Origin of the sequence: Pseudomonas sp. 43(2021), from assembly GCF_017490805.1 — a bacterium.
GTDB lineage: Bacteria > Pseudomonadota > Gammaproteobacteria > Pseudomonadales > Pseudomonadaceae > Aquipseudomonas.
Window position 1 is genome coordinate 90,938 of record NZ_JAFGYJ010000024.1, and the last position, 12,733, is coordinate 103,670.

A 12,733-nucleotide genomic window follows, 5' to 3' on the forward strand; every position below is an offset into this window, starting at 1 on the left:
AACCTTCATGAGCCTGACTTCCGTGTCCCGGGTAGCCGCCCAGCAACCCACCTTGATCGATGTGTACAGCCCCTTCGACGGTAGCCTGGTCGGTAGCGTCGCCAACCTTGCTGCCGATGCCGTGCCTGGTCTGCTCGTCCGTGCCCGCCAGGGCGTGCGCGAAAGTGCCGCGCTGCCCCGGCACCGTCGCGCCAGCATTCTGGAGCAGGCCGCACGGCTGATCGAACGTGACGCCGCGGATTTTGCCGGCCTGATTGTCGACGAAGCGGGCAAGACCCTGCGTCAGGCCGAGAAGGAGGTGAAACGCTGCATCAACACGCTCAAGCTGTCTGCCGAGGAAGCGCGGCGCAACGCCGGCGAGGTGGTGCCTTTCGATGCCTATGAAGGCTCCGAGTCGCGCCAGGGCTGGTTCACCCGCGAGCCGTTGGGGCTGATCCTGGCCATTACCCCGTACAACGACCCGCTCAACCTGGTGGCGCACAAGCTGGGGCCAGCGATTGCTGGAGGCAATGCGGTCATTCTGAAGCCTTCGGAGCTGGCCCCGCTTTCTGCCTTGAAGCTGGTGCAGTACCTGGTTGATGCAGGGCTGCCGGAGGCTGTCGTCACCGTGGCCACTGGCGGTGCCGAACTGGGCAAGGCCCTGGTGGCCGTGCGTGAAGTGCGGATGATTTCCTTCACGGGCGGCTTCGCCACGGGTGAACAGATTGCCCGCGGGGCGGGCCTGAAAAAACTTGCCATGGACCTGGGCGGTAACGCCCCGGTGCTGGTACTGAAGGACTGCGACCTCGAGGCCACTGTCGAGTCTTGTGTGTCAGGCGCATTCTGGGCGGCCGGGCAGAACTGCATCGGCACCCAGCGCATCCTGGTGGACGCTTCGATCTATGAGGCGTTCCGCCAGCGCTTCGTTGCCTTGACCCAGGCGATGGTGGTGGGTGATCCTGGCCTGCGCGAAACCGACATGGGGCCGATGATCACCGAAGGCTCGGCACGGCAGATTGAAGAGCGCGTGAGCCAGGCCCTTCAGGGCGGCGCTCGCCTGCTCTGCGGCCACAAGCGGCAAGGGGCTACCTATGTGCCGACGGTGCTGGAAGGCGTTGACCATGGCAGCCGGCTGTGGCGTGAAGAGGTATTCGCACCGGTGGTGATGCTGGCGCCTTTCGAGGATATCGAGCAGGCGATTGCATTGGCCAACGCCCCGGAGTACAGCTTGCACGCCGGTGTGTTTACCCGCGATCTGTCCTTGGCGTTGAGCCTGGCGCGGCGTATCGAGGCGGGCGGCGTGATGATCAACGACTCGTCCGACTACCGCTTCGATGCCATGCCATTCGGTGGCTCCAAATATGGGAGCCTTGGGCGCGAGGGGGTGCGGTTCGCCTACGAGGACATGACCCAGCCCAAAGTCGTCTGCCTCAACCAGATGGGCTAAAAGGAGGAATCTTGATGATCGAACGGTATGGACAAGGCGAACGGATGTCGCTGGCAGTGAGCTACAGGGGCCTGTTCGAAACGGCTGGCGTGGTCGCGGACGACCTGCGGCAGGATGTGCAGGGGCAGTTGCGCCAGGCGTTGAGTACGATCGATGGGCTGATGGCTGAGGCTAACGTCGGCAAGGAACATTTGACCCGGGTTCAGTTATGGATTGCCGACTACAGCCACTTCGACCTGGTCAATGAGGTGTACGACGCCTGGTTGCAGGGTTGTCCGAAACCAGTACGGGCTTGCGTAGGCGCAGACTTGGGAGAGGGTTACCTGGTCGAGGTACAGGTGTTTGCCGTGTGCCCTGAGCGCTCCTGACCGTGAGTGACCGATGCCCCGGGTCAGCGCACGACTCGGGGTACCGCCCTGATATAGACCAGTTCACTTACCAGCTCCACCAATGTCTGTGTAATCACAGCTGCCGCCGCCAGTCCGCGCATGTCTTGCGGCAACGCCAGCGCCAGCGGCAGCACTACCAGTGAGTTGCGCGTGGCGGCGCTGAAGGTTACCGAGCGTGCTTCGGTGGCCGGCAAGCGCAGCAGCCTCGCCGATAATATGCCCAGCGCAGGCGCCAGCAGCATGAAGCCGATGTACACCGGAATCACCGGCAGCAAGCGGTCGAAATCACGCAGCACCACGGCAATCTGCGAGGCGATCACTACCACCAGCACCAAGGCCATGGCCGGTACCGGCATCCACGCCCAGGCGTCGTTCCAGGCCGAGACCGTGCGCGAGCGACGGGCGCCGGCGCTGGTGAGCACGGCGAGGACCATCGGCAGCACGATCAACAGCACGAAGGCTTCCACGAACGGGGTGACGGAGATGGCCACGTTGCTGCTGTCACCCAGCATCAGGGCCAGGTAAAGCGGCAGCAGCGCCAGTTGCACCAACAGCAGCACGGGGGTGGCGGCCAGGGTCAGGCGGGCGTCGCCTTTGCCGATGTGGGTGAACACCACCACATAGTCGATGCACGGCGTTAGCAGCACCAGCAGCGCGCCGATGAGGATCGCCGGGTGTTCGAGCAGCCCGCGGGTGATGCCCCAGACCAGCAGTGGTACGAGGATGAAGTTGGCCAGCAGCAGGGCGGCGATGAAGCGGCGGTTGCCCAGGCCTTGGCGCAGGTCGAGGAAGGGGATTTGCAGAAACATCGCGTACATCAGCACGGTGATGGCGGGGGTGACCAGGGCTTCCAGGTGGCGTGCAGTGTCGCTGGCCAGCAGGCCGAAGGCCACGGCGGCGAGCACGACGGCGAAGTAGATCGGGATCTGCTGGGTTTCGAGTTGCTCTCTGGTCAAGGTCCGGCCTGTGCTTGAAGGAAGGAACGCAATCATAACCTGTGGGAGCGGGCGTGCCCGCGAACACCGGCGCAGCCGGTGCCATCCACCGCGTTGTCTTCTTCGCGGGCACGCCCGCTCCCACAGGATTCGCCACCTGAAAACGAAAAAGCCCGGCACGAGGCCGGGCTTTTTCCTGTCAGGCAATTGCCAATCAGTTGCCGTAAACCGGCAGCTTCTTGCAGATAGCCTTGACCTTCTCACGTACGGCGTCGATCACCGCTTCGTTGTTCAGGTCAGCCAGGATGTCGCAGATCCAGCCAGCCAGCTCGCGGCACTCGGCTTCCTTGAAACCACGGGTGGTAACGGCTGGGGTGCCGAAACGCAGGCCCGAGGTGACGAACGGAGAACGTGGGTCGTTCGGTACCGAGTTCTTGTTGACGGTGATGAAGGCTTTGCCCAGGGCGGCGTCAGCGTCCTTACCGGAGATTTCCTGCTTGATCAGCGACAGCAGGAACAGGTGGTTCTGGGTGCCACCGGAAACCACGTCGAAACCACGCTCGATGAACACGCTGGCCATGGCCTGGGCGTTCTTCACCACTTGCTGCTGGTAAGCCTTGAACTCAGGCTGCAGGGCTTCCTTGAAGCAGATGGCCTTGGCAGCGATGACGTGCTCCAGCGGGCCACCCTGGGCGCCCGGGAAGACGGCGGAGTTCAGCTTCTTCTCGATCTCTTCGTTCTTGCGAGCGAGGATCAGGCCACCGCGCGGGCCGCGCAGGGTCTTGTGGGTGGTGGTGGTGACCACGTCGGCGAACGGAACCGGGTTCGGGTACACGCCAGCGGCAACCAGGCCGGCAACGTGGGCCATGTCGACGAACAGGTAGGCACCGACCTTGTCGGCGATGGCACGGAAGCGGGCGAAGTCCAGCACCTGCGAGTAGGCCGAGAAACCGGCAACGATCATCTTCGGCTTGTGCTCGACAGCCAGGCGCTCGACTTCGTCGTAGTCGATCAGGCCGTTGCTGTCGATGCCGTACTGGATGGCGTTGTACAGCTTGCCCGAAGAGCTGACGGAAGCACCGTGGGTCAGGTGGCCACCGTGGGCCAGGCTCATGCCCAGGATGGTGTCACCGGCCGACAGCAGGGCCAGGTAGACGGCAGCGTTGGCCTGGGAGCCGGCGTGCGGCTGGACGTTGGCGTAGTCGGCGCCGAACAGCTCCTTGGCACGGTCGATGGCCAGTTGCTCGACGACGTCGACGTACTCGCAACCACCGTAGTAGCGCTTGCCCGGGTAGCCTTCGGCGTACTTGTTGGTCAGGACCGAGCCCTGGGCCTCCATGACTGCCGGGCTGGTGTAGTTTTCCGAAGCGATCAGCTCGATATGCTCTTCCTGGCGCAGAGCTTCTTGCTGCATGGCTTCGAAGAGCTCGGCGTCGTACTTGGCAATGGTCAAATCACGGCTGAACATGGCGGTCCTCAAGGATCGGGGTGAATTGGGGGGGCATTCTAACCGATTGATTGGCGGCTGGCATATGAAGTGGCATCAAGTCGCGGACCAATGGGCCTCATGTTGTATCCCGCGCCGTGTCTGGGCTGGGCGGGGATCGGAGTTGACTCGCAGGTCCGTTTTTCTATCCGGCACTCAGCCATAACACCTTACCTGTGGGAGCACCGCAGGCAACCGGTCAATGGAACATGAACAAGGTCTCGTTGGCGAACTGCGCCTCGAACTGATTCGCCGGCATCGGCCGCCCGAACAGGTAGCCCTGCACTTCGTCGCAACCATGTTCGCGCAGGAACTCCAGCTGCTCGTGGGTCTCCACGCCTTCGGCGATCACCGCCAGGTTGAGGCTGTGGGCCATGGCGATGATCGCCCGGGCAATCTGTGCATCCTGCTCGCCTTCAGGCAGGCCGTCGACGAAGGTGCGGTCGATCTTCAACACGTCGATGGGGAACTGCTTGAGGTAGTTCAGCGATGAGTAGCCGGTGCCGAAGTCGTCCACCGCGATGCTCAGGCCGAGGTTTTTCAGGCTGGCGAGAATCTGCAGCGCTTCGTTCACTTCGCGCATCAGGATACTTTCGGTCAACTCCAGCTCCAGGCACGCCGGTGGCAGGCCGGTTTCTTCCAGAATGGTGGCGATACGCGTGCCCAGCTGGCCGTCGGAGAACTGCCGCGCCGAGATGTTCACCGACACCTTGGGCACGCGCACCTTGGCCTTGTGCCAGGCCTTGAGCTGGCGGCTGGCCTCGCGCAGCACCCAGTCGCCCACGTCCACCACCAGGCCCAGCTCTTCGATCACCGGGATGAAGTCGCCCGGCGGCACCAGGCCGCGGGTCGGGTGGCGCCAGCGCAGCAGGGCTTCGGCGCCGGTCAGGCGCTTGCCGTCGCCGCTGAACTGCGGCTGGTAGTAGAGGATGAACTCGTTCTGCTCCATGGCATGGCGCAGGTCGCTTTCCAGCTCCAGGCGTTCCAGGGCACTGGCGTTCATCTCGGCCTGGTAGAACTGGAAGTTGTTCTTGCCGCGTTCCTTGGCATGGTACATGGCGGTGTCGGCGTTTTTCATCAGCTGGCTCAGCTCGCTGCCATCCTGTGGGCTGAGGGCGATGCCGATACTGGCGGTGACGAAGAACTCGCGGTTTTCCAGCACGAACGGCCGCACCAGGCTGCCAAGAATGTTTTCGGCCACATGGATGGCGCGGTTGAGTGCCATCTCGCGAGTGGCGCGCGGTTGCAGCAGCAGGGTGAACTCGTCGCCGCCCATGCGCGCCACGGTGTCGTCGTTATCCACACAGGCCAGCAGGCGCTGGGCCATGTCCTTGAGCATGCGGTCGCCGGCGGCGTGGCCGAGGGAGTCGTTGATCGGCTTGAAGCGGTCCAGGTCGAGGAACATCAGCACCACCCAGGCCTTTTGTCGCTCGGCCTGCTGCAAGGCGTTGTACAGGCGGTCCTGGAACAACGTGCGGTTGGGCAGGTGGGTGAGGGCGTCGTAGTAGGCCAGGCGGTGGATGCGCTGTTCGCTGGCCTTGCGCTCGCTGATGTCGGTGAAGAAGCACACGTAGCTGGCCAGGTCGCCTTCGTCGTCCAGCACCGCGGTGATGCCGACCCAGGCCGGGTAGTGGTCGCCGTCGCGGCGCTTGAGCCACACCTCGCCCTCCCAGCTGCCGCGCTGGTGCAGCTGCTTGACCACATAGCGCAGGTGGCCCTCCTGCTGTTCGTCGACGGTGAGCAGGCCCGGCAACTGGTCGAGTACCTCGCTGACGGCGTAACCACTGACGCGGCTGAACGCTTCGTTGGCCTGGACGATATAGCCGGCCGGGTCGGTGATGAGGATCGCCGAGGTGGAGTGCTCGAATACCGTCGCGGCCATGCGCAGGTCTTTTTCGGCACGCCGTTGCTGGCTGATGTCGCGGCCCACCCCGAGCACGCCTTCGAAGCGCTCCTCATCGTCCCACACCAGTACCAGGCGCAGTTCGATGGGGATCTTGCGGCCATCGGCGCGCAGGCAGTCGAACAGGAACAACTGGGTCGGCAGCTGGCTGCGCAGCTGGGCCAGTTGGGCCGGGTCGCTCATGGCCTTGCTGACGCGCTCCATCAGGCTGTAGATGCCGGTGAGCTGGGCCGGGTTGGCGATGATCGACTGCCAGCCGTTGGCGAAGATCCAGTCGGCCTGGTAGCCCAGCACGCCCTGCACCGAGGGGCTGACGTAGTTGAGCTTGAGCAGGCTGTCGGTGGAGAAGATCACGTCGCTGATGCTTTCGGCGAGCATGCGGTAGCGCTGCTCGCTGTCGCGCAGCGACTGGCTGGCCTCGATCTGCACCGTCACGTCCTTGCCCACGCCGATGATGCGCGTCACCAGGCCATCGGCGTCACGGGTCAGCACTTGTTCGCGGATGTCGTAGCAGCGCCAGCCGCCATCACGGTGGCGGAAGCGCAGCTGGCAGTGCAGCGGTTGGTCATGGCCGCTGTCGCGCTGTTGCTGGCGCAGTGCCTGGTAGTGCGCCGCGTCCTCGGGGTGCAGCAGCAGTTCCCAGAAGCGGTCGCCCATCTGTGCCAGCTCGGTACGGTCGTAGCCCAGGGTCTGGCCGAGGTGGCGGTTGCTGAAGATCATCCGCTGGTTGAGCACGTCCTGTACGTACAGCTGGTCGGGCACGGTGCGCACCACGTCCGACCAGAAGCTTTCGCGCTCCAGCAGCGACAGTTCCACCTGCTTGCGGCTGGTGATGTCGCTGATGCTGAGGATGACCGCCTGGTAATCACGGCGCTGCTGCGGCAGGCGGGCCATCAGCCACAGGTGCAGCTCGCCACCCAGCGGCGCCGGCAGGCGCACTTCCAGTTCCAGCAGCGGGCGTTGCTCGATCAGCGCGTCGATCAACTGCATGCCGACGCTGTCGCGGCCATCGCCAGTGCCGTCGATCAGGCGCTGCCAGGCACCTTCGTGGCAGTCGATGTTCAACAACTGGCGGGCCACCTGGTTGATCTCGGTGATCTTCAGCTCCAGCAGCAGCGAGCGGCGCAGGGTCGGGTCCAGGGCCAGGCTGTGCTTGAGCGCGGCAGGGTTGCGCAGGTGGTAGCGGTCGAGTTTGCCGGGCAGGCTGGACAGGTCGAGCACGCACAAGGCCACGCCGGTGCCTTCGAAGATTTCCTGGTAGCGCCGGCGGTCTTCCTGTAGCGCCCGTTGGCGGCGGCGCATGTTGATCAGGGCCAGCACCGGCAGCAGGGCGCAGAACAGCACCAGCAGGCATTTGCCGAGCAGCGCCGGCAGCAGTTTCTGCTGGGCCCGCTTGGCGTCGAACAGACCGCGCAGCTGCCAGGTACTGTTGTCGATGAAGGCCAGCATCACGCTTTGCAGCGGTTCGTTGCTGGTATCGGCCGGCGCATGGCTTTGCAGTACCTCGCCGTTGCGGCTGTTTTCCAGCAGCCACAGCGGGTGGCCGGCATCATTCAGGTGAAGGGTGAGGGTGCGGTAGTAGTCCGGCGACAGGCGTAGCAGCCAGTAGCCGCGGTCCTCTTCGGTGGCCTGACGTAGCAACAGGTAGAGGGTGCGGTTGTCGGCCGAATTGGTGAAGAAGTACGGGCGACCCTGGTTCAACCTGAATAGCTCGTCAAGCAACTGGCGGTCGGGGCTGCCGTCCAGGCTGTCGGCCTGCACCTGCCCGGCAGCGTCCAGCCAGGCCATGCTCTGCAGGGCCGGCAGGCGCTTGCGCAGAGTGCCCAGCAGGCTGGGCAGGGCCTTGGGTGGCGGTGCCTTGAGGTAGGGTTGCATCACATTCATGGCCTGCTGGGCCTTGAACGCCATGTTCAGGCTCAGGTGGTCGGCCTGTTCGGCGGCGGCGTCCAGGCTCTGTTTGCGCAGGTCGGCCTGGGTATGGTTGAACTGGGCGAACAATTGCCACAGCAGTAGGCCCAGCAGGATCAGGGCCAGCAGCGCCAGCGCACCCTTGATCGACCCGCGCAGCGAAGCGACGGGCGCCTGTGGCGCGGAACGCAATGACGACGGATGTGTAAGATTGGTCAAGCGTTGATCCTGCGATTGGGCTGGCGATGGCAGGGATGGATCATGCACGGTATGCGCCGGTGTCTGGTTGCCAGACCGCGGTGGTGCACTATAAGGCCGGACACCTGAAACGGGCTAGCATGCCTAGGATTATGGCAAAGTGCCAGTCCGCTGGACCGGTGGTGCCTGCCCGGTGGTTCGGCAAGCCCCTGCAACCTGTGCGAGAATAGCGCCTGCTTCAAATGACAACGCATCGGAGATGTTCGGTTTTGGTTACTCACTTTTCCACCAATGGCCTCGATTCCGCCTGTGGGCGCAGCAGTCAGACCCTTGTCAGCACTGCCGTGACCGAGGACGTATCCTGCAAGTCTTGCCAGCGTTCGCTGAGCAAACCCGAGGCGGCAGCTGTCGCCAAGAGCAAGAGCCCATCGCTGGCTGAACTGCGCAAGACCGCCAAGGCGGCGGCAGAGCCGGCAGTTGCCGTGGCCGAGGTCAAGCCGGCGGCCAAGGTCGTCAGCAGTGTGCCTGCGGCCGCCAAACCGGCCAAAGCTGTCGAGCAGCAGCCTGCTCGTAGCGGTGGTTTCAGCGTGAAGTCCGCCTGGGCCGCGCGCCTGGCCGAGCAGGGCGACCGCTGCCGCTTGCCGCGGGGTACGGCCAAGCAGCGTCACGTCTGAGCCCTCTTTGGCTGCTGTGCCAGCCCTTTCGCGGCTGAAGCCGCTCCCACAGGGATTATCACTGCCTACGAGCGCTGTGCAGTACCTGTGGGAGCGGCTTCAGCCGCGAAGAGGCCGGTACAGGCAATAGATTCCCCCCGATCCCATCCCCACCATCCGCCCCTCCTATGCAACGCTGCGCGTTGGCGTAGAATGGTCGACTTTGTTCAATGACACCCCGTAAATACATCACCCTGGCCAGCGCGCCGGGGCGATCGTCGATGTCTTTACCTATCTGATTAGAGGGCTTGGTTTTGGCTCAATACGTCTACACCATGCATCGGCTGAGCAAGGTCGTGCCGCCGAAGCGGGAAATTCTCAAGAACATTTCCCTGTCGTTCTTCCCGGGCGCCAAGATCGGCGTGCTCGGCCTGAACGGCGCCGGTAAATCGACCCTGCTGCGGATCATGGCGGGCGTCGACAAGGAATTCGACGGCGAAGCCCGTCCGATGCCCGACATCAACGTTGGCTACCTGCCGCAGGAACCGCAACTGGACCCGAACAAGTCGGTGCGCGAAGTGGTCGAGGAAGCGGTCAGCGTGATCAAGGACGCCCAGGCGCGCCTGGACGAGGTCTACGCGGCCTACGCCGAACCGGATGCCGACTTCGACAAGCTGGCCGCCGAGCAGGCCAAGCTGGAAGCCATCCTGCAGGCCGCCGACGGCCATAACCTGGAGCGCCAGCTGGACGTGGCCGCCGACGCCCTGCGCCTGCCGGCCTGGGACGCGCGCATCGAGCACCTGTCCGGTGGCGAGAAGCGCCGCGTGGCCCTGTGCCGCCTGCTGCTGTCGGCCCCCGACATGCTGCTGCTGGACGAACCGACCAACCACCTGGATGCCGACTCGGTAGCCTGGCTGGAGCGCTTCCTGCACGACTTCCCGGGCACCGTGGTAGCGATTACCCACGACCGTTACTTCCTCGACAACGTCGCCGGCTGGATCCTGGAACTGGACCGCGGCGCCGGCATCCCGTACGAAGGCAACTACTCGGGCTGGCTGGAAGCCAAGTCCGAGCGCCTGGCGCAGGAATCCAAGCAGCAGAGCGCCCACGAGAAGGCCATGAAAGAGGAACTGGAGTGGGTGCGCAAAGGCGCCAAGGCCCGTCAGTCCAAGTCCAAGGCCCGTCTGCAGCGCTTTGAAGAAATGCAGTCGCAGGAATTCCAGAAGCGCAGCGAAACCAACGAGATCTACATCCCGGCCGGTCCGCGCCTGGGCGACAAGGTCATCGAGTTCAAGAACGTCACCAAGGGCTACGGCGACCGCGTGCTGATCGACAACCTGTCGTTCTCCATGCCTAAAGGCGCCATCGTCGGTGTGATCGGTGGTAACGGTGCCGGTAAGTCGACCCTGTTCCGCATGCTGATGGGCAAGGAGCAGCCGGACTCGGGCAGCATCGAGATCGGTGAAACCGTGCAGCTGGCCTGCGTCGACCAGAGCCGCGAGGACCTGGACGGTGGCAAGACAGTGTTCCAGCAGGTTTCCGACGGTTCCGACGTGATCCGCATCGGCAACTACGAGATCCCGTCGCGTACCTACGTGGGCCGCTTCAACTTCAAGGGTGGCGACCAGCAGAAGTTCGTCAAGGACCTGTCCGGTGGTGAGCGTGGCCGCCTGCACCTGGCCCTGACCCTGAAGGAGGGCGGTAACGTCCTGCTGCTCGACGAACCGTCCAACGACCTCGACGTCGAAACCCTGCGTTCGCTGGAAGAAGCCCTGCTGGACTTCCCCGGCGCGGCAATCGTGATCTCCCACGACCGTTGGTTCCTGGACCGTGTGGCTACCCACATCCTGGCGTACGAAGACGACTCGAACGTGGTGTTCTTCGAGGGTAACTACACCGAGTACGAAGCCGACCGCAAGAAGCGCCTGGGCGATGCTGCTGCCCAGCCGCACCGTGTACGGCACAAGAAGCTGGCCCAGTAAGCCGGTGTTCTGATGCACAAGAATGGGGCCCTATGCGGCCCCATTTTTGTGCCTGCTGGAAAGCGGCGTTGGCTTCTTCGCGGGTAAACCCGCTCCCACAGGGATACCTATAGCTCTCGGGCTTGCGCAGCTCCTCTGTGGGAGCGGGTTTACCCGCGAAGAAGCCAACACTGATTGCAAATTTGTATACAGTTATAGAAAACGCACCAAATAATTTCAAAAAAACGACATCGCGCCCTGTTCTAGTGCGATTGCTTCTTGGTACATTCCTGAAAAAAACCAATAAGTCCAATCCTCTTGGTGAGATGTCTACCATGATCGAATCTGTCGACAATTTCCTCGCGCGCCTGAAGCAACGCGACCCGGGCCAACCTGAATTCCACCAGGCGGTGGAAGAAGTGCTGCGCAGCCTGTGGCCGTTCCTCGAGGCCAATCCGCATTACCTGCAGGCCGGCATTCTGGAGCGCATGGTCGAGCCCGAGCGTGCCGTGCTGTTCCGTGTGTCCTGGGTCGATGACCAGGGCAAGGTGCAGGTCAACCGCGGCTACCGCATCCAGATGAGCAGCGCCATCGGCCCTTACAAGGGGGGCCTGCGCTTCCACCCGTCGGTCAACCTGGGCGTGCTCAAGTTCCTGGCCTTCGAGCAGGTGTTCAAGAACTCCCTCACCTCGCTGCCCATGGGCGGCGGCAAAGGCGGCTCGGACTTCGACCCCAAAGGCAAGAGCGACGCCGAAGTCATGCGCTTCTGCCAGGCGTTCATGAGCGAGCTGTACCGCCACATCGGCGCTGACCTGGACGTCCCTGCCGGCGACATCGGCGTGGGTGCCCGCGAAATCGGCTTCATGTTTGGCCAGTACAAGCGCCTGGCCAACCAGTTCACCTCGGTGCTGACCGGCAAGGGCATGACCTACGGCGGCAGCCTGATCCGCCCGGAGGCCACCGGCTACGGCTGCGTGTACTTCGCCGAAGAAATGCTCAAGCGCCAGGACAAGCGTATCGATGGCTGCCGCGTGGCGATTTCCGGCTCGGGTAACGTGGCCCAGTATGCCGCGCGCAAGGTCATGGACCTGGGTGGCAAGGTGATTTCGCTGTCCGACTCCGAAGGCACCCTGTACGCCGAAGCCGGCCTGACCGATGCCCAGTGGGATGCGGTGATGGCGCTGAAGAACGTCAAGCGTGGCCGCATCAGCGAACTTGCCGCGCAGTTCGGCCTGGAGTTCCGCAAGGGCCAGACCCCGTGGAGCCTGCCGTGCGACATCGCCCTGCCGTGTGCCACGCAGAACGAACTAGGCGCCGAAGACGCCCGCACCTTGCTGCGTAATGGCTGCATCTGCGTGGCCGAAGGCGCCAACATGCCGACCACCCTGGAGGCTGTGGACATCTTCCTGGAAGCCGGCATCCTGTATGCCCCGGGCAAGGCCTCCAACGCCGGCGGCGTGGCCGTGTCGGGCCTGGAGATGTCGCAGAACGCCATGCGCCTGCTGTGGACTGCCGGTGAGGTGGACAGCAAGCTGCACCACATCATGCAGTCGATTCACCATGCTTGCGTGCATTACGGTGAAGAGGCGGATGGCAGCATCAACTACGTCAAAGGTGCGAACATTGCGGGCTTCGTGAAAGTGGCTGATGCGATGCTGGCTCAAGGCGTCGTTTGATCTGAGGCCGTTGGGGCCGCTTTGCGGCCCTTTCGCGACACAAGGCCGCTCCCACAGGGAATTGCGTACTCCTGTGGGAGCGGCCTTGTGTCGCGATGGGCTGCAAAGCAGCCCCCAGGTCCCTCAATCTTCACCAAAAACCTCAACCACTTCGATGACCTGCTCCCCCACCGGCCGCCGCCAGACCACCTCATCCCC

General features: G+C 63.7%; 8 protein-coding genes. 5 read left to right on the forward strand and 3 right to left on the reverse strand.

Annotation, left to right across the window (positions count from 1 at the left end):
* The first annotated feature begins 7 nt into the window (after positions 1–7).
* Positions 8–1,426 carry an aldehyde dehydrogenase family protein gene (locus tag J5M71_RS20205; protein WP_207835656.1) on the forward strand — a complete coding sequence of 473 codons (1,419 nt, stop codon included), beginning with the start codon at positions 8–10 and terminating at the stop codon, positions 1,424–1,426.
* Between the two features lie 44 nt (positions 1,427–1,470).
* Complete coding sequence (locus J5M71_RS20210; protein WP_052970534.1) at positions 1,471–1,794, forward strand: RidA family protein; 324 nt, start codon at positions 1,471–1,473, stop codon at positions 1,792–1,794.
* Between the two features lie 23 nt (positions 1,795–1,817).
* On the opposite strand, the gene J5M71_RS20215 is transcribed toward J5M71_RS20210, so the two are convergent.
* The 3 genes from J5M71_RS20215 to J5M71_RS20225 all read right to left on the reverse strand — a co-directional run bounded on the left by J5M71_RS20215 (position 1,818) and on the right by J5M71_RS20225 (position 8,266).
* Positions 1,818–2,771, reverse strand: a complete 954-nt coding sequence (locus tag J5M71_RS20215) for a bile acid:sodium symporter (RefSeq protein ID WP_207835658.1) — start codon at positions 2,769–2,771, stop codon at positions 1,818–1,820.
* 193 nt (positions 2,772–2,964) lie between these two features.
* A complete protein-coding gene (gene glyA / locus J5M71_RS20220) occupies positions 2,965–4,218 on the reverse strand; it encodes a serine hydroxymethyltransferase (protein ID WP_003256308.1) in 1,254 nt (417 codons plus the stop codon).
* A 217-nt stretch (positions 4,219–4,435) separates the two neighbouring features.
* Positions 4,436–8,266: a bifunctional diguanylate cyclase/phosphodiesterase gene (locus J5M71_RS20225; protein ID WP_207835661.1), complete on the reverse strand. Its 3,831-nt coding sequence runs from the start codon at positions 8,264–8,266 to the stop codon at positions 4,436–4,438.
* Between the two features lie 248 nt (positions 8,267–8,514).
* Between J5M71_RS20225 and J5M71_RS20230 the strand changes: the two genes are divergently transcribed.
* From J5M71_RS20230 to gdhA, 3 genes are all read left to right on the forward strand, one after another.
* Positions 8,515–8,919 carry a hypothetical protein gene (locus J5M71_RS20230; RefSeq protein WP_207835664.1) on the forward strand — a complete coding sequence of 135 codons (405 nt, stop codon included), beginning with the start codon at positions 8,515–8,517 and terminating at the stop codon, positions 8,917–8,919.
* Positions 8,920–9,212: 293 nt separating this feature from the next.
* The gene (gene ettA / locus J5M71_RS20235) at positions 9,213–10,880 is read left to right on the forward strand and encodes an energy-dependent translational throttle protein EttA (RefSeq protein WP_087502930.1); all 1,668 of its coding nucleotides are present in this window, start codon (positions 9,213–9,215) and stop codon (positions 10,878–10,880) included.
* A 314-nt stretch (positions 10,881–11,194) separates the two neighbouring features.
* Positions 11,195–12,535, forward strand: a complete 1,341-nt coding sequence (gene gdhA, locus J5M71_RS20240; RefSeq protein ID WP_207835667.1) for an NADP-specific glutamate dehydrogenase — start codon at positions 11,195–11,197, stop codon at positions 12,533–12,535.
* Positions 12,536–12,733: the final 198 nt, after the last annotated feature.

Excerpts from the sequence above, each read along its gene's own strand:
- gdhA (WP_207835667.1), top strand. The coding sequence starts at position 11,195 with ATGATCGAATCTGTCGACAATTTCCTCGCGCGCCTGAAGCAACGCGAC.
- glyA (WP_003256308.1), bottom strand. The coding sequence starts at position 4,218 with ATGTTCAGCCGTGATTTGACCATTGCCAAGTACGACGCCGAGCTCTTC.
- J5M71_RS20210 (WP_052970534.1), top strand. The coding sequence starts at position 1,471 with ATGTCGCTGGCAGTGAGCTACAGGGGCCTGTTCGAAACGGCTGGCGTG.
- J5M71_RS20205 (WP_207835656.1), top strand. The coding sequence starts at position 8 with ATGAGCCTGACTTCCGTGTCCCGGGTAGCCGCCCAGCAACCCACCTTG.